The sequence below is a fragment of the Rhizobium sullae genome (assembly GCF_025200715.1).
In the GTDB taxonomy this organism is placed as follows: Bacteria; Pseudomonadota; Alphaproteobacteria; order Rhizobiales; family Rhizobiaceae; genus Rhizobium; species Rhizobium sullae.
The window spans coordinates 2030133-2046632 of sequence record NZ_CP104144.1 but is presented as its reverse complement, the minus strand read 5'-3'; the positions used below and the strand labels follow the sequence as shown (position 1 = coordinate 2046632).

The following is a 16500-nucleotide window of genomic DNA, read 5'->3' as shown; positions in this document are numbered from 1 at the left end:
TCATGGGCGGCGGCATGATGTGGGGCCTGGGGCTTGCGCGTCTCCTGGGACTGGTCGTGGTCATCCTCGTGATCGCCGCGCTGATCAAGTATCTGTTCTACCGCTGAAATGTGCGCCCGCGTCGTGGACAGTCGTTTCACAACGTGAGCGTCGGGATGCGGTCAGACGCGTCACGGCTTGTGTTCGACGCATTTTAGCGGCATCTTCTCTACTGCTATGAAACGCTGGTCGGCTCGCAGCTTTGTCGCCGTGTTCCTCGCGGTCTTCGTCGCCGTGGGGATGAGTCTCTCCGCCGCTCAGGCAACCGGCATGTGGATGAAAATGGCGATGACCTCCGACATGACCGGTTCGATGCATGACGGCTGCCCGGACTGCCCGGCGGGCAGTGACGACGGCATGAAGGCGATGGTATGCAGCGTCGTTTGCACGATGCCCGTCCTCGCCGTGCTTCCCGAGGGAGTATCCGTGCCGGTTGTCAGACAGCTCGTCTCGTTCTCCATGAGTGACTCGCTCCTTCATGGCACGCGAGCGCCACCCGATCCTGACCCTCCGCGAACCACCGACATCGGCTGACGTTCCGGCCGTCGCTTAAAGCGATCAAGCCGGGCGAACGAACGCGTCTGCGCTTTTGTGCGCATCGGCCCGGAGGTGATCCCAACCAACAAGGCCACGCGTCCCGTCATCAACGATGATCGGAAGGATCGACCGTGAGTACCGAATTCAATGGCCGCATGTCGCGTCGGGGTTTTCTCCAGGCCGGTGCGGGCCTCTTATTGGCCGCTGGGCTGCCGTCATCGCAGGTGCGTGCAGACTCGAACGAGTACCGAATCGTCGCCGCCCAGGCGCGCTCGCGTCTCGCAGGCCCAGATCGTCCGGAGACCGGCGTTTGGGCCTACGACGGAACCGTGCCGGGGCGGCTCGTGCGCCTGCGGCAAGGCGAACCGGCTCGGCTCGTCGTCGAAAACCGGCTCGATGAGGACACCACGGTCCACTGGCACGGCATCAGGCTGCCCAACGCCATGGATGGCGTGCCGGGCCTGACGCAGCCGCCGATCAGGTCCGGCGAGAGCTTCGTCTACGAGTTCACGCCGCCGGACGCCGGGACGTTCTGGTACCACCCGCACGCCAACAGCCTTGAGCAGCTTGGCCGAGGCCTCGCCGGAGCCGTGATCGTTGAGGAGCGCGACCTGGTCGCCGTCGACCGCGATCTGCTCTGGCTTCTGGCTGACTGGCGGCTCAGGGAAACGGGCGAGATCGCCTCGGGCTTCAGCAACCGGATGGAAGCGGCGATGTCCGGCCGCATCGGCAACACCGTCACCCTGAACGGCGAGGTCTCGGAGACAGAACCGGTCCGAGCCGGCGAACGTGTCCGCCTTCGCCTCGTCAACGGTTCGCTTGCCCGGATCATGGCGCTGCGTTTCGAGGAGCACAATCCGGTGGTCGTCGCGATCGACGGCCAGCCCTGCGACCCGCATGAGCCCGAGGCCGGCCGCATCCTGCTCGGTCCGGCCATGCGCGTCGATGTCGTGCTCGACATGCAGGGGGAAGCGGGACGGCGCTACGGTGTCGTCGACGATTTCTACGACGGTCTCTCCTACCAACTGACTGAGCTCGCCTATGAAGAGGCTCCGCCGCTTCGCTCGCATCCGCTCGATGCTCCGTTCGTGTTGCCGCGCAATCCCCTGCCGGACCCCGACCCTGCCGCCACCGAACGTCATGACCTGACGCTCCAGGGCGGCATGATGGGCGGAGGCATGATGGCGGGAATGGGCGGAATGAACGGTGGTGGAATGATGCAGGGGATGATGGGGACGGCCGGCGGCCCGGCCTGGGCGATCAACGGCATGTCGATGACCGGCGACGGCCATGCGGACATGAAGCCTGCCCTCACGTTCCAGCGCGGACGCAGCGTCGCACTGATCCTGCGCAACCAGACAGCCTGGTGGCATCCCATGCACCTGCACGGCCACAGCATGCGGGTGTTGAGCCGCAATGGCGAGCCGGTCCCGCACCGCCAATGGCAGGACACGGTGCTGATGGCGCCGAAGGACGTCGTCGAAGTCGCCTTCGTCGCCGACAACCCCGGCGACTGGATGCTGCATTGCCACGTTATGGATCACCAGATGAGCGGCATGATGACCGTGCTGCGTGTCGCCTGAACTTAAACCTGAAGAAAGGACACTCTCATGCAAAGACGAACGTTTCTCCTCGCAGGGACCGCCATGCTGTTCCTGCCGATTCCCGCACTGGCCGAGCCCCTCCAGGCAACGCTCTACAAGAACCCGCAGTGCAGTTGCTGCGAGGGCTATGCCGTCTATCTCCGCGACAACGGCTTCAGCGTCCAGGTCAAGCCCACCAACGACCTTGCCGAGATCAGCCGCAAGGCGGGGGTGCCGGCGGAGATGCAAGGCTGTCACACCATGTTCATCGACGGCTATGTGGTCGACGGGCACGTGCCGGTAAACGTCGTCCGCAAGCTCCTGTCGGAAAAGCCCGCCATCGCCGGCATCACATTGCCAGGGATGCCGATGGGCTCGCCCGGCATGGTCGGCACGAAGACCGAGACGTTCACGATCTACTCCGTCACGAAGGACGGCAAACCTCCGGCCGTCTACGCGACGGAGTGATCGAGGACGTCAGAACATGTCCGTGACTGAAATCAGCGCAGGGGGAGAGACGCTATGAAATCATTCCTCATGGCAGCACTCCTCGTTGTCCTGGCATCTCCCGTCGCCGCCGAGCCGCCGAAGAACTTTGTGCTACGCGATACGCCAGAGCCAGTTCCCGCGCTTCAATTCACCGATGAAGCCGGCAGGCCGCAGACGTTGGAGATGTTTCGCGGCAAGGTCGTCCTCCTCAATCTCTGGGCGACATGGTGCCTGCCCTGCCGGGAGGAGATGCCGACGCTCGATCGGCTTCAGGCAGTTCTCGGCGGCCAGGATTTCGAGGTTGTGGCGCTTTCGATCGATCGCGGCGGGCCGGAGGCGGTGAAGAAGTTCTATGACGAGACCGGCATCCAACATCTCGCCATCCACGTTGATGCGACGACCAAGGCAGGGTTTGCGCTCGGCACCATCGGCCTACCCACGACGCTGCTCATCGACCGGCAGGGACAGGAGCTCGGACGGCTCGTGGGGCCTGCCGATTGGTACGCACCCGATATGATTTCCTTCCTCGGATCGATAATCGGGAAAGACAGTATGCCACCAGGGGCTCCTCAGACCAGGCAGGACAAGGAGAAACCGTTATGAACAAACCGAGTTTGGCCAAGGCACCTCCGCACGCTACCTCCTCGCGGCCGCTCGCCGGCCGGCTTCCTTCCTGGCTGCGAGGGCAGCGCGGGCTCGTCGTCCTCGGAGACCTAATGTTTGCATTCGGCCTGGGACTAAACTGGAACTGGCTGGTCGCTGCCGGTGTTGCGCCATTGATTCTGAGCGCGCTGCCCTGCGTCGCCATGTGCGCGCTCGGGCTCTGCATGAACCGCATGGCCGGGCTTCAGGGCAAGGCATCATCCGCGGTCCGCCCGCAGATCCAATCCGACTTTCTTCCGATCGGGCCACCGCGGTCGTGCTGCTCGTCCGGGCAAGACGACGCGGCCACCGCTGTCGAAAGGTGACGACCCATGCGCACATTGCATTCAGCCCTGCTGGCCATCGCGGTGACGGTGGCTTGCGTCGCCTCGGTACTGGCGCATTCGCTCGGTGAGGTTGGCCAGGACCTCCGCGCCAAGGAGACATACTTCCAGCCGGTCGACAGCGAAGCGCCCGGATTCACGTTGGAGGATGCCGATCACCGCGTCGTGAGCCTTGCCAGTCTGCACGGCAAGGTCGTCGTGCTGAACTTTATCTACACCAACTGCCCGGATGTGTGCCCGCTTCACAGTGAACGAGTCGCCGAACTCCAAGCGATGATCAACCAGACGCCGATGAAGGCGATGGTCGAATTCGTCACCATCACGACCGACCCGAAGCGCGACACCGGCGAGGTCCTGCGCGATTACGGCAAGGCCCACGGCCTCGATCCGGAGAACTGGATCTTTCTGACCGCCGCGTCGGATCAGGCCGAAGACAGCACCCGGAAGATCGCCGAGGCCTATGGCCTCAAGTTCACGGAAAGCGAACAGGGCATGCAGATGCACGGGATCGTCACTCACGTCATCGATCAGGACGGCCGCCTTCGAGCCCGCTTTCACACGTTGAAGTTCGAGCCGGTCAACCTCGTTGTCTTCGTCAACGCGCTCACCAACCGAACCCAGAAGCCTCACGGACATCCAGAGCCGAGCCTATGGGAGAAATTGGAGGGATTGTTTCGATGATACCGAACCTCTCCGACGATTCGCTTTCCGATGCAGCCGGTTCCCGCTCCGCAGCCGCGCAGACGGTCGATGACGAATGTCGACGTCCTCTTTCCGGCTCCGGGAAACGTGCCGATGCTCGTTTGCATTGGCTGAAGTGAGGAAATGGCAATGACATCTGCCGTCATTCTGGAATCCATGTTGACCTGCCCGTATTGCGGCTTTGCCAAACGCGAGACCATGCCCACGGATGCCTGTCAGTTCTTTTACGAATGCACCAATTGCAAGAGGCTGCTTCGTCCAAAGCCCGGAGATTGCTGCGTGTTTTGTTCGTTCGGCTCGGTGCGGTGTCCGCCGGTTCAACGGCAGTGTGGGTGCTGCTGATAGGATCGCTCTTGGCAGGCCGTCACTGTTTCGAGTGAAGACTTGCGATTGAGAGGTAGGCGTCGGTGAGCGGACTACGAACGCAAGGCGGCTCGCAACCGTCACCCTCATCGCTCGACGCTTCGAGCGCACGGAGCAGATGTTCGGCAACCTCCCATCGGCTCTGGCGACAGGCCCGGTTGAACAGAGTGAGGATGTTCTCTTCGAGTTGATCGGGGCGAGTGCGCATCGAGGCAACCTCCACCTTTTCGGCAAGCCTAAGGTTTCCAGTGGTGGTAAGGTCAAGTCCTCTTGCAGCGATCTTCACAAGCGATCTTTCCCGGAGATCCGGCGAGATCATCGCCGAGGCGTTACGCCATCCGGTCACGATCACCCAACGCAACAAACCGCGCCTCGTGCTTCTCAACATCGATGACTACGAGCGGCTGATGCGGGCAATTCGGTGCTCGGACAGTTGGCAGGCCTGAAACAATGCCGCGCGAGCTGCTCGACGAATTCGAGGCCGCGGTCGACGCCTATGCGGAGACCCGTGAGGTCAGCCGATGAGCGGCTATGACGACATCCAGACCACGACGGTAATCCGTTATCCCTATCTTTGGGCGAGGGAGGCCGGCAAGGGTGAGACCGAGGGCCATAAGGTCGGCCGGTTGCCGTTGGCGTGAGGCTTTCACGACATGACGGTGATCTTGACTGTTACCGCCATGGTCTCAATCTCGGTGATTGTTTTCATCACGCTTTCGGATGACGCTGGAATCTGATTTCCCCTGATGCGTGCGATCGACTTTAAAATTGTCCTTTCTGCGATCTAAAGATGTATGAGTGGCAATAATGAATTGCTCAGATCTCCGCGCGCTCCGGTTTCAAGTATAACTCGGAAGCAACCGCAAGAGGATTACTTAACATTCTGAGGAGGAAAAAGCGAAAACCTATCCCTTTTGCTGACGAAATACGGCCGTAAACTCGAACAGACCTCATTGTGCCAAAATGATCTAATTTGTTATACTCTCGACGAAGAGGGTTCGCGATGCTGCTCGACCGAGAGGGTCCACTCGAAGCTTTGCTGAGTGCAATGCACAACGCTGCGGCCGGGCACGGCAGCACTGTGCTGCTCGAAGGCGAAGCCGGGATTGGTAAGACCTCCCTCCTGCGCGCGTTCGCGGAGCATGCCGACAACGGTTGTCAGGTCTTGTGGGGCTGGTGCGAGGCGCTTTTCACGCCGCGCCCGCTCGGACCCTTGCAGGACATGGGGCACCTGCTTGATCCGCGCGTTGCAGCACTGCTCGATCAGGCGGCTCCGCAGGAGCGGCTCTTTCCGGCACTGCTGAATGTGCTCCAGCACGCCAGTGGTGTGATCGTACTGATCTTCGAGGACGTCCACTGGGCCGACAACGCGACGCTCGACCTCATGAAATACCTCGGCCGCCGCATCTCCTTGCTTCCAACCGTGCTGGTGCTCAGTCTGCGCAGTGATGAAATCGGCGCCGATCATCCCCTGACGCATGTGATCGGCGATCTTCCGTCCGCATCAGTCACCCGCATAGCGCTTGGGCCGTTGTCTCCCGAAGCGGTGACGGTATTGGCTGAGCAGGCCGGCCGCAGCGCGGCCGACCTTTATCGCGTTACGGAGGGCAACCCCTTTTTCATCACCGAACTTTTGGCAAGCGGCGAGGTGGAGCCCGGGCGGGTGCCGGATTCCATACGCGATGCGGTCTGGGCGCGCCTGTCTCGGCTGACAGCGGGTGAGCGCAAAGTGCTTGAGGTGATCAGCATAGTGCCCGGCAGCGTGGAACCGTGGCTCATCCGGCCTCTGCTCGGCGTAGAGGCCGAAGCACTGGTGGACGAATGCGTGGCGCGCGGATTGTTGCGGCGAGACGACCAGGGCGCCGTGATGTTTCGACACGAACTTGCCCGGCAGGCAACGCTCGACCGGCTGCCGCCGAGCCTTCAGAGGTCGCTTCATGCAAAGGTGGAGGCGGCGATATCGCAACTCATCACGACCCATGCGTCTGGCTTGCTTTCACGCCGGATACACCACGCTGCCGGGGCTAACGATGGGGCGCGCGTTCTCGAACTCGCGCCACAAGCCGCGGCACATGCGGCGCGTCTTGGCGCTCACGGAGAGGCGGCTTCACATTTGGCGACAGCTCTCAGATACGTCGCACAAGCTACACCGGAGCTCGCCGCACACCTTTACGAGAACTGGGCCTATGAGGCGGGAATGGCTCTCCTACACTATGAACCGGTGATTGAGGCGCACCATCGTGCTATCGCGATTTGGCGCGACCTCGGACGCACCGACAAGATCGGTCCTAATCTGTGCAGGCTGTCACGGCTGCACTGGCGCCGCGGCGAAGGCCAGCCGGCGGAGGACTACGCAGACCAGGCGGTGCGCGAAATGGAAAACTTGCCGCCTTGCTCGGAACTGGCGATGGCCTACAGCACGCGCTCTCAGCTTCACATGCTGCATTATCGCTTCGACGAAGCGATCGATTGGGGCTTGCGCGCGATCTCACTGGCCGACCGACTGGGCGAAATCGAAACGCGCGTCCACGCTTTGAACAATGTCGGCACCGCGCTTCTTTTCGCCGACCGTCCGGGCGGCCGCGAGCGGCTGGAGGAAAGCCTGGCGCTGGCGCTCGAGCACGGATTTCACGACGATGCGGCGCGAGCCTACACCAACTTCGCGGAATGCGCCGTCGTGTCCAAGGACTTTGTCCTGGCTGAACGCTTGTTGGCCGAAGGTATCGCGTTCGCCACCAGGCACGACCTTGATTCAGCGACGCAATACCTGCTCGGCCGGCAGGCGCAGCTTCGCATGGAGCAGGGCCGTTTTCGCGAAGCTGAGACCGTTGCGCAGGGGGTCATGAACCTGGAACGCCTACCGATGGTCATGCACCTGCCGGCGCTCACTGTGCTCGGAAGGGTGCGCGCGCGACTAGGTGAGCCCGGCAGCTTGGCGCTTCTCCAGCAGGCGCTCCAAGAGGGATTGGCGACCGGCGAGCTCCAACGCATTGTGCCAGTCCGCCTTGCGCTGGCTGAAGCGGCCTGGCTTGACGGAGACGACAGTGCCGGCCATGAGCAATTAAGCGTCCTCGTCAAGATGGATCTCGATAACTTCCGTACCTGGGATTTCGGCGAACTGGCAGTGTGGTGGCGGCGATGCGGCATGACCATCCCGCTGCCGGCGCCGAAGGCGCAGATTCCCTTGGCGCATTCCGCCGAGCTCCGCGGCGATCCGCTGGCGGCGGCAAAGGAGTGGGATCGCCTGGGGCTTCCTTATGAAGCGGCGCTTGCCCTGATGCAGGTTCGCGGAGCCGATGCCGGGCCGGCATTGGGTCGTGCCGTCACGACGTTCGAGACCTTGGAGGCGCGTCCCGCTGCGGCGCTCGCCCGAAAACAGGCGCAGCGCCTGGGTGTTGCAAGCCAGTTGCCGAAAGCCCGCAGAGGGCCATATGGGGTGGCCCGCCATCATCCGCTTGGTTTGACGTGGCACGAACAACAAGTGCTCGCCTTAATCGCAGCGGGCATGAGCAACAAGGAAGCCGCCCAACGTTTGTCGCGCTCCCCGCGCACGATCGAGCATCAGGTTTCCGCCGTCCTCGGCAAATTCAACGCCGCTAATCGTATGGAGGTCCTCCTGCGCCTGCGCGGCGAGCCATGGCTCCTGCCAGCCGCTGACGCTCCGCGCGCTGTCGATAGCTAATTCGAGCAAGCTTGAGAATTTAGGGTACCAGTCGCCGGGAAATTGGGTGACCGTACCGATGTGCCCGAGCTGCTCCGCGCATAAGCTGCGCTTGCCGTCATGGGAAGTGAATGCCCAGGCAAGTGATGGTTCGCGGAGGAGGGATAGTGATGACCAGAGGTTCTACCGCATTTGCATTGGCCTTACTCGCCACGACAGGCGCCGCCGCGGCGTCGGAACTGGCGCCGGGGAACGGCCACAGTATTCATCTCGACCGCTTCAGTGGTGCGGTGTATTACACGGTCGACAAAGACGGCGGCTACCAGGTGGTTGCGACCATGGCTTCCGGAAGTGAAGTACAGCCGATCCGCTTCGTGTCCACACTCGCACCGGGCCAGCGGCTGATAATCTCCGTGCCTCAAGCATTCGGCCAGCCGTCCGCCGACTTCGAGATCATACGCGATGGCGACGTCCTTCTCGTGCAGGAGCCCAGCGTCACTTTGATCGATAACGTGTCGACCAGCGCCTTAATCGAGGAGTGATCCTCTTGGCCGGAATCCTCGGGCGATGAAAGGGTGATTCCGACCGTACCCATCTGGCCATGCCGGGCGAGCGGCCCAACATACTTGCTGTCTACGATGACAACGCAAGGACCATCAACCCGGAGGGCTGGTCGGGGAAAGAGCCGAGTGAGCTTTGTGTGCGAGAAGGCGACTTTTCGAGCACAGAAAGCTGGCTCGGCTTTTCCGGCAGGGGCTTGTGATACAGTTGGGGCTTGATACTTTACGCTATTGGTCCGCACGAACTCGCCATCGGACAACGTGGCCGATCGAGCCGCCAAGCGGCTTCTAAGGTAACGGGAGATGCGTCCATTGCAGCGTCTGGTACTGTTCGCTGTCGTCGCCTGTGGCGTCGCGGTCGGTTCCGGGCGATGTTCGCAGGAGGCCGCGGCCGCCGATAAGCTCTACAGAGTGGTCGAGGGCAAGGCTGATGCGCGGACCTACAACGGTTACCGGCGCTATCATGGTGGCTGCAACCATTGCCACGGGCCTGATGGCGTCGGCTCGACTTTTGCGTCCTCTCTCGTCGACCGGCGCCTCGATATCGAGACATTCAGGCGTGTCGTCCGCGACGGGCAGAGCAAGAGCGGGAGCTCGGTCATGAAAGGGTTCGCCAACGATCCCAATTTCGCTCCTTATATCGATGACATTTATGCCTATCTGCAAGCCCGCGCCGACGGCGCTCTCGGCCGCGGTCGGCCCAAAAAAATGGATCCGTAGAACCGCGTCGACCCGAGGAGTGGTTCGGTCGAACAGGTTGCTGGAACGCGCCTCGCCACCTCGCGGATCGACAACGCCTCCTGTCCGGCGAGTGCCTTGACAATAGCGAGGCGGGAAGAAGCAAGCACCCGATGCATGTCGTCATAGGACGTGAAATTGACCGAAGGCACGGCTTCAACGGTATCACCCGCTAGCGCGCACCTTCCGGCTTCGACAATGCGGGCCTTGGCGTCCGCTATCGTACTCAAGCGCACGGTCAAAGTGGTCATCTAAGCATCCTTCACAATTTTTCGGCCTCGAATCCTGGATAGACGAATGCGCCTTCAATGGTCCTGCAATCGCTTTCAGATACTCCCGCTGATCGGGCAATATTGTACCATGTCGTCCGAACGATGTTTGTCATGTCTTTTATAATCTTAACGGCCTCCTCCTTATCTAAGAGGAAACGATGGCACTGAGAGAGAAAATTGCTTGCGCGAGCTATCCTACCTTGATCTCCACAAATGAGCGCCAAGTCTCTTTGTTCAACACTTATTGGCGTCGAGGGAGTCAGGTCATAGGCGGGCGACAACTTCCAGCTCCGATTCTTTGCAATAGCTGCGTGATTTCGGGGATGGTCATCGGTGTTCGAGATAAGTGCATTGAAGCACATGCGTTTGAATAACTCTTGTGCCTGACGCTGCGGTTCTGCGCACACACGACGTAATTCTTCCGCAAGTAAAATGTATGACCATAGACCACGAGAACGGTGGCTGTCCTCTGCACGGAGCAAAGTCAATCCGCTCACCATCCTCGTTCTATAATAGCCGTCTTCGGATTTTTCTCGATCAAACCGTTTCACTAAAAGGACATCCCGCCCGGCGACTGACGTAATGCGGCTATCAGCCGTCACCAGGCCGCATTCGCGGCCGAGTAGTAGCATCGCATGCTCCACTCGCGCTTGATTCCAACGATCGTCGGTGCGGTTAAATTTGGCGAGCCATAGGCCGCTCTCGTCTTCAACGACTGCTTTCGGTCGTGCACCGCCCATGGACGTGCCGAGCAATAAGATTTTCTCGATCTGCTCTCGATCGGCAGCTTCGTCGACCTCCTCGTCGCGCACTATTGTGTCCGCGATTTCTTGTAGTCGTGCGAGGTCAATAGTCTTATTGAAATGATGGCTCGGAGCAGGTGGATCGACGTTCAATCCGAATCCTAATGCGCCCGCGCGATCGTCAGGGGAATGGAGTAGATAGTCCAGTTCGCCCAGAGGCGCTTTGCCAGCGCATTTCTCGATCAGTCTACGCCCCCAGTGGTCTGGTCCTGCGTCGCGTAATGAACCAAAGATACCACCCATTGCCGCTGTTTCATAAGTTCGAGCGGCAATTTGTAGTTCGGCAGGGTCAATCTCTACGGCTTCCGGGTTTTCCCGATAGGTCCGACCGTAGACAAACTGGCCCACGTTTGTGCCTTGCCGATCCTGCTTTAGCGAAAAGCGGCCAGCGGTTACCGGCTTGGTCTTTTCTGGAAGCGTTATATAAACAAAGCAATTCGAAGGACCGTCTTTAGAAATTGTCATCCAATGTTCTTTCCTGTCGTGCCCGCTGAGGTGCCCGTGCCCTTTCGAGAGCTCTCCCTTCCTGATCTGTTTCGGGATCGGCAACTTGCATGAGTTGTTCCGTAAGGCCATAGACCCAAAGCAGCGCGACATATACGGCAATGCTTGTTGAGGGCTTACCCTTCTCAGCGTCTGAAACCACGCGCCTGATGACACCGATCTTTTCAGCGACCTCCTGAAGCGTAAGATTTCTACGAAGGCGAGCTGTCTTGAGGTTTGCCCCAAGAACGTTCAGTGAGCGCTCTACAGCGTAAGGGGGTGCCAAAAGTAATGCGCTTTTTGCTACCATGATGCCTTGAAAGCTCCTTATCTGCCGTAAAGTAACCTCAAGAGAACATTTACAGCACTTACCCAATATGTCAAGAGATGTCATCTCAAGGTGACATAAAGCGAGATTGTGAGCCTTCAAGGTAACGTTATCGGATAGTGCATCAAACACCGGAAGCGGTCCTTGTGGCATTTGCTCTATACGCCGTGGGTTTCGGCAAACTGCGTCGAAACGGTTCCCTGACTTTCTTCCGCTTCAGGTAGTCGGCTCTGGCGGGAGCACTCGGACTCACAGTCAGAAGCAAAACGCCTCGCAAGCGGTCCTTTGCCGTCTGACGATAGCACCGCATAGCAAAGCCGTTCCAACCACATGGAAGAAGTGCGCCTCATCAACAGGCAGTTGGATCTACGCAGTTTGAAGCAGCAGTCACGAGCCGATTCCGCGGCCCTCGTCATTCCTTTGAACAGAGCTCCAAAAATGTGCGCCCCCCGACCTTATTACTCTCCTAAAGATTGCAACCAGAAACCGCTAACGGGCGAAACGGAACCCCTTGGAATGCATCGCGCGCGGGAGTGTCGCAAAACTCGGCTGAGGGTGGAAAGTGAGGGAACCACGGCGCCTATTATGCCACTATATGGGGTAATATTGCTCATTTCTTTATATATTTGCAATCACTAATAGATATTATAGTCTCTTTTCATCTTTGCAAACGTATCGTATGGAGAACATCTTAAGTAGCGAGCCGAGTAAACGAAACGCCTTTCAGTAGGCATAACTCCACCACGATCGACGCACGCAGGGGAGGTAATCATGGCGTTCACTTTGGAGGTCGTCGGCAAAGGGTTTCGGCTGAAGAACGCCGACAACATCCGCGAAATCGACGTCTCGCCGCAACAGGTAAAGGCTTGGCGGGAGATATTCGCCGCGCTGCCGCAGCATTCATGGTCATCGGAAGCGTCAAACGACAGAGCCATCGATGACAAGGGCATGAACACATCTATCGGCGACCATGCGCGCATTGCATACGGCATCCACTAGGGTGCCCACCCCCAAGATCCTGACGTTCTCAAAGGGCGGCACCGCCGCCCTTTGATCTGCATTCTGCGGCACTCTTGCCGATCCGAGTTTCAAAAAAACGGAGCAGGGAATAGCTGATGTCTTTGATCAATTTCTTCGCACGCAACCGTTTCGTACGTCCTGACTCGTCGAAGCCGTTCGACTCGATCATCGATCAGACGCCAAAGAACGGCAAAAAGAACGAGGTTCCACCCGCACTGCCGTGGAATGGCGGTCCGTCCGGCATCGTCGAGCGCCAGGTGGAGCCGGGGCTTTGGCCATTCCGCATCTACGAGGAGGCGGGCATCGACCCGAAGGATAACAAGGCGCTGAACGAGCAAACGGCGGCGACGCCCGAGCTCGACCCAAAGGCTTTCGGTAACCGGCCGTCGGCGAGCAAAGAGGCAGACAAGGCGCTGGAGCAGGGAGACGATGTTTTCGTCCTGAGCCCGGAACGGCTGGATCTGCTCGAAAAGCAGCGAACGGCACTCGGCACGGCCAACGACAAGGCCAAGAGCGAGACCGATCGAGACAAGGCGAAGGACGATCTCGTGGTCGCGATCGCCGAGGAGGTCGATCTGGCCTCAAAAAGCCTCGGAACGCCGAAGTTCGGCACGGACAAGAAAGACAAGAAGCTCGACGTGAGCGAGGTGAGCGATCTCATCCGCCCCATCGCCGAGCGGGCACCGGACGACCCGATCTTTATGGAGGCGCTCAATCAGGTGCGCGACATGAAGGAGAAGGAGTGGAAGGCCGACGGCAAGACCGACGATCAGCTCGGACGCATCGCCAGCCTCGGCGACAAGAAGGACTATGACGCGGTCGCCAAGGAGACAAAGGATCAACTCGTTGATGTTGCCCTCGCCGCCGGTAGCGAGGAGGGCGCACAGATCACTGCGCTCACGAACCGCGCCTCGATCTATGCGGGCTACACCGCCGGAGATCCGGAGAAATACGGTGCCGCTCTGAAGGCGGGGATCAAGGACGCACTTCAGGAGGTGCGTGTCGATCGCCACGTCCGTGATCTCGAAAGCGCCTATGGAAAGGGGGGCGTCGAGGGTGCCGAGAAATTCCTCGCCAAGCTCAGCGAGAAGACCGACCTCGCCCATGCGCTTCCGAGTTTAGATACCTCCGGCAAGGCGGCGGGAGATATAAAGAAGCTGCTCGATCAATCGAGCGGCTCGCTGATCGCATCGGACCCTCGCGTCCGCAAGATGATCGACCAGTCGATCGACAGCCTCGCCGCTTCCGGGACCGACGGCGACACCCCGGCGAAGATCAAGGCTTTGCAGGATCTCGCTGTTGCCTCGCAGAATATTCTTTATGGCGACGGCAAGAAAGCCGGCGCTGGCAAGGAGATCGTCGACCATATTGCCAATCGCCTCGTCGACAAGATGAACACCGATCTGCCCGGCAGCTACATCAACGTGCTTTCGCATCAGCGGATATTCAGCATTTTGAGCAGCGAGGACGCCAAAGGCGGCGGCACGGCGCTGCTGACTGCGATCGCGGCCCGCACGGCAGAGCTCGGAGTTGCAAAGAGCGACGAGTTGGAGGCCAAGGGGCAGCTCGGCTACAACGACTATCTGGAGCAGAACTCCGACGCGCAGTGGGCGGTCCGCCACAGCATCGAGAATTTCGGCAATGTCTCGAAGGCGCAAGACGAGAAGATAACGACGCTCTACAACGAGCTTTATCACGGCCTGTCCGGCTGGAATGGCGCCAAGCCCGATGACCCGGTTTCGGGCGCCACGCAGCTCGCCCGCGACATGGAGGCGATCGACAACCTCAGCCCGGAGAACAAGCAGAAATCCAAGGATCTGGTGAAGGAAGGCGAGGTCCGGCAGCAGCTCTGGGAGCAGCAGGAAAGCATCGATCTCGCCCTCAAGATCTACGAGACGCCGCTCAACAAGGTCGACGGCCTCAATACGGATGCGCCGATACCGTCACTGTTCGGCACCGGCATCATGATGACGAAGTCGAAATCGATCAGCGAGGCGATGAAGGGCCTGCCCGACATGCCCAAGAACGAGGCTCCGGATCCCTACGCGAACGTGGAAAAGGGCGCCGATCCTGCCGCTACCGGCACGATCTGGGTGGAGCGCTCAGCGCGCGCGCTTGCGACCTTCGCCGTAACCGAAAGCCTCAAGGGCCGTGTCGGCGATATCCATACGGCGCTTGCGGAAAACCGCATCCAAGCCGCTTTCACGAACGGTGGAGCCGGCTTGAGCAGGGCGGAGCAGGACGCCGTCACGAAGTATATCGAGGGGAAGGGGGACGACAAGAATCCCGACCTCAAGAAGTACGTGAAGGACGTGGTGGACAAGATCGGCGAGGGCCGCCTCAAGGATATCGTGGCGGGTCGGGTCCAGGCGACCGGCAGCGAACGGGCCCAAATCCAGCAAATGGAGAGGCTCAATGTCGGTACCAATGCGATCACCAGGGTTTCCGGAGGAGGCAGCGCGATCCTGTTCGGGCGTAACCTCGACGCGCTGGGCACGACCGGCGACGACATGGTCTATTACGTGCCGCACACCATGATGATGATGACGGCGGCAAAGACGGCACTGATGCCGAACGCCCGCGAGATAATCCTTGGCAAAGGCCCCGACGTCCCGACGACGGCAGAAGCAAGGATCGACGCGATCAAGGAGCGCGTCAATAGCAGCGGTCTCTCCTCAGGCCAGAAGAAGGTCTGGAGCGGCGCGTTGAATTCGGGGCATTTCCTTCGCGGCACGGGCATCGACGCGCTCTATGTCGGAGCGGATCTCAGCAACGCCATCATGCAGGGCACAGGCTGGATCGTCGGAGACAAGGCCGACGGCGTCAAGGCGTCAGGCTACGGCATTGCAACCGTGAGTGATGCCATGTTTGCGGCCGCTGGTGGAGCGGGTGCACTTGAAGCGAAGGCGGCGAACAACGGACTCGTGCGGCTCATGAAGCGGCTCGGTCCGCTAAAGTTTTCCGGCGTCGCGGCGGTGCTGCAGCTCGCCGGCGCCGGCATTGTCCAGGGCCGGAGCGCCTATAATGCCTCCCATACCTATGACAAGGCGGATGCAGACGCGATCCAGGTGATGTTCGGCGTGAAGGATCGCAAGGTCGCCGAGGCCCTGGCGGAACACAATGATCTTCTCGACGAAGGGGTCATGGGCATCCTGCAGACGGTCTTCCCCGGTGATGAACATTTGATGGGCGGAGACAAGGGGACCCGCAGCGCCGACGCTGTTCTGAGCGGGACCTACGGCGCCGAGGGATATACGCGGGCCCGTCTTGGCCAGCTCTTCAATCGCCTGACGCCGGAGCAGGCGACCGAATTGTCCGAAACTATTCGCGACATGACGGCTGATAGCAAGGGTAAGCTGCCGGGTACGCAGGACGATCTGAAATACCTGAAGCTTCCGGTCGATCCAGCAAAGGCGGATCTGTCGGACTACCCGACGGTGACATACAACGCTGAGCGCAAGCGCTACGAGGATTCCGTGACGACAATGTATTGGGACGGCAGCCAGTGGTGGATGCCGCAGAAGAAGATTTCCGCGGAGGATGCGATGCTGCCGAGCGACGATCCATTATGGTACCAACCCTCGGACGGGACGCTGATGCATGAAAATGCCTTTGCCTCGTACGTAGAGCCGCGCAGCACCGAGGGACTGAAGGCGTGGCTCAGACGAAAGGGTTATCTTTAGGCGCCCATAAAGGAGCCGGCCCTGCTGCGCCCACCGTACTCGCGCGGATGGGCGCTACCTGCGGAAGCACAAAGGCGGGGTTCAGCGTCGATTGACCGAACCTCGCTGCCGCCCGAACCGGAAAATCAGAGACAAAACCAGGGACAACCCACGCACGGCTGAGGATAGAGCAGCGCGCCTTGGGATCGGCGTGCCTGTCGCGGAGGAAGCGGCGCCCAGCACGCGACCGGCAAATTGCCAAGAAGGAGGAAAG

The 16500-nt window shown here is 60.3% G+C and carries 14 protein-coding genes and 1 pseudogene; 12 read left to right on the top strand and 3 right to left on the bottom strand.

Going from position 1 to position 16500, the window contains the following annotated elements:
- Positions 1-296: 296 nt before the first annotated feature.
- A complete protein-coding gene (locus N2599_RS30445; RefSeq protein WP_027514009.1) occupies positions 297-500 on the bottom strand; it encodes a hypothetical protein in 204 nt (67 codons plus the stop codon).
- 231 nt (positions 501-731) lie between these two features.
- On the opposite strand from N2599_RS30445, the gene N2599_RS30440 reads away from it, so the two are divergent.
- The 10 genes and pseudogenes from N2599_RS30440 to N2599_RS30395 all read left to right on the top strand — a co-directional run bounded on the left by N2599_RS30440 (position 732) and on the right by N2599_RS30395 (position 9640).
- Positions 732-2159 carry a multicopper oxidase family protein gene (locus N2599_RS30440; protein ID WP_051336875.1) on the top strand — a complete coding sequence of 476 codons (1428 nt, stop codon included), beginning with the start codon at positions 732-734 and terminating at the stop codon, positions 2157-2159.
- A gap of 27 nt (positions 2160-2186) precedes the next feature.
- Positions 2187-2627, top strand: coding sequence for a DUF411 domain-containing protein (locus tag N2599_RS30435; RefSeq protein ID WP_027514007.1), 441 nt, complete (start codon positions 2187-2189; stop codon positions 2625-2627).
- Positions 2628-2681: 54 nt separating this feature from the next.
- Positions 2682-3251: a TlpA family protein disulfide reductase gene (locus N2599_RS30430; RefSeq protein ID WP_084606805.1), complete on the top strand. Its 570-nt coding sequence runs from the start codon at positions 2682-2684 to the stop codon at positions 3249-3251.
- Positions 3248-3616 (top strand): hypothetical protein, encoded by a 369-nt coding sequence (locus N2599_RS30425; protein ID WP_063829638.1) that lies wholly within the window; start codon positions 3248-3250, stop codon positions 3614-3616. Before N2599_RS30430 ends, N2599_RS30425 begins: the two co-directional genes overlap by 4 nt.
- A 6-nt stretch (positions 3617-3622) precedes the next feature.
- Positions 3623-4315, top strand: a complete 693-nt coding sequence (locus tag N2599_RS30420; RefSeq protein ID WP_027514006.1) for an SCO family protein — start codon at positions 3623-3625, stop codon at positions 4313-4315.
- 150 nt (positions 4316-4465) lie between these two features.
- A complete protein-coding gene (locus N2599_RS30415) occupies positions 4466-4678 on the top strand; it encodes a GDCCVxC domain-containing (seleno)protein (RefSeq protein ID WP_084606804.1) in 213 nt (70 codons plus the stop codon).
- 272 nt (positions 4679-4950) lie between these two features.
- Positions 4951-5224: pseudogene (locus N2599_RS30410) on the top strand (type II toxin-antitoxin system prevent-host-death family antitoxin).
- Between the two features lie 478 nt (positions 5225-5702).
- Positions 5703-8381, top strand: coding sequence for an ATP-binding protein (locus N2599_RS30405; RefSeq protein ID WP_027514004.1), 2679 nt, complete (start codon positions 5703-5705; stop codon positions 8379-8381).
- A 149-nt stretch (positions 8382-8530) separates the two neighbouring features.
- A complete protein-coding gene (locus N2599_RS30400) occupies positions 8531-8902 on the top strand; it encodes a hypothetical protein (protein WP_037144712.1) in 372 nt (123 codons plus the stop codon).
- 321 nt (positions 8903-9223) lie between these two features.
- Positions 9224-9640: a c-type cytochrome gene (locus N2599_RS30395; protein WP_027514002.1), complete on the top strand. Its 417-nt coding sequence runs from the start codon at positions 9224-9226 to the stop codon at positions 9638-9640.
- Positions 9641-9920: 280 nt separating this feature from the next.
- Here the strand turns inward: N2599_RS30395 and N2599_RS30390 are convergent, their stop codons facing one another.
- Together N2599_RS30390 and N2599_RS30385 are read right to left on the bottom strand one after the other, a co-directional pair.
- Positions 9921-11198, bottom strand: a complete 1278-nt coding sequence (locus tag N2599_RS30390; protein WP_027514001.1) for a type II toxin-antitoxin system HipA family toxin — start codon at positions 11196-11198, stop codon at positions 9921-9923.
- Positions 11185-11526 carry a helix-turn-helix domain-containing protein gene (locus N2599_RS30385; RefSeq protein ID WP_084606800.1) on the bottom strand — a complete coding sequence of 114 codons (342 nt, stop codon included), beginning with the start codon at positions 11524-11526 and terminating at the stop codon, positions 11185-11187. Before N2599_RS30385 ends, N2599_RS30390 begins: the two co-directional genes overlap by 14 nt.
- A 789-nt stretch (positions 11527-12315) precedes the next feature.
- Here N2599_RS30385 and N2599_RS30380 point away from each other — a divergent pair.
- Both N2599_RS30380 and N2599_RS30375 read left to right on the top strand, forming a co-directional pair.
- Entirely contained in the window at positions 12316-12543 is a 228-nt protein-coding gene (locus N2599_RS30380) for a hypothetical protein (protein ID WP_027514000.1), read from the top strand.
- Positions 12544-12659: 116 nt separating this feature from the next.
- Positions 12660-16247 carry a hypothetical protein gene (locus N2599_RS30375; RefSeq protein ID WP_027513999.1) on the top strand — a complete coding sequence of 1196 codons (3588 nt, stop codon included), beginning with the start codon at positions 12660-12662 and terminating at the stop codon, positions 16245-16247.
- Positions 16248-16500: the final 253 nt, after the last annotated feature.

What these genes read in the sequence shown, in the direction of transcription:
- N2599_RS30415 (WP_084606804.1), top strand. Translation starts at nt 4,466, where the DNA reads ATGACATCTGCCGTCATTCTGGAATCCATGTTGACCTGCCCGTATTGC.
- N2599_RS30445 (WP_027514009.1), bottom strand. Translation starts at nt 500, where the DNA reads ATGGAGAACGAGACGAGCTGTCTGACAACCGGCACGGATACTCCCTCG.
- N2599_RS30375 (WP_027513999.1), top strand. Translation starts at nt 12,660, where the DNA reads ATGTCTTTGATCAATTTCTTCGCACGCAACCGTTTCGTACGTCCTGAC.
- N2599_RS30390 (WP_027514001.1), bottom strand. Translation starts at nt 11,198, where the DNA reads ATGACAATTTCTAAAGACGGTCCTTCGAATTGCTTTGTTTATATAACG.
- N2599_RS30420 (WP_027514006.1), top strand. Translation starts at nt 3,623, where the DNA reads ATGCGCACATTGCATTCAGCCCTGCTGGCCATCGCGGTGACGGTGGCT.
- N2599_RS30380 (WP_027514000.1), top strand. Translation starts at nt 12,316, where the DNA reads ATGGCGTTCACTTTGGAGGTCGTCGGCAAAGGGTTTCGGCTGAAGAAC.
- N2599_RS30425 (WP_063829638.1), top strand. Translation starts at nt 3,248, where the DNA reads ATGAACAAACCGAGTTTGGCCAAGGCACCTCCGCACGCTACCTCCTCG.
- N2599_RS30405 (WP_027514004.1), top strand. Translation starts at nt 5,703, where the DNA reads ATGCTGCTCGACCGAGAGGGTCCACTCGAAGCTTTGCTGAGTGCAATG.
- N2599_RS30435 (WP_027514007.1), top strand. Translation starts at nt 2,187, where the DNA reads ATGCAAAGACGAACGTTTCTCCTCGCAGGGACCGCCATGCTGTTCCTG.
- N2599_RS30430 (WP_084606805.1), top strand. Translation starts at nt 2,682, where the DNA reads ATGAAATCATTCCTCATGGCAGCACTCCTCGTTGTCCTGGCATCTCCC.
- N2599_RS30400 (WP_037144712.1), top strand. Translation starts at nt 8,531, where the DNA reads ATGACCAGAGGTTCTACCGCATTTGCATTGGCCTTACTCGCCACGACA.
- N2599_RS30385 (WP_084606800.1), bottom strand. Translation starts at nt 11,526, where the DNA reads ATGGTAGCAAAAAGCGCATTACTTTTGGCACCCCCTTACGCTGTAGAG.
- N2599_RS30440 (WP_051336875.1), top strand. Translation starts at nt 732, where the DNA reads ATGTCGCGTCGGGGTTTTCTCCAGGCCGGTGCGGGCCTCTTATTGGCC.
- N2599_RS30395 (WP_027514002.1), top strand. Translation starts at nt 9,224, where the DNA reads ATGCGTCCATTGCAGCGTCTGGTACTGTTCGCTGTCGTCGCCTGTGGC.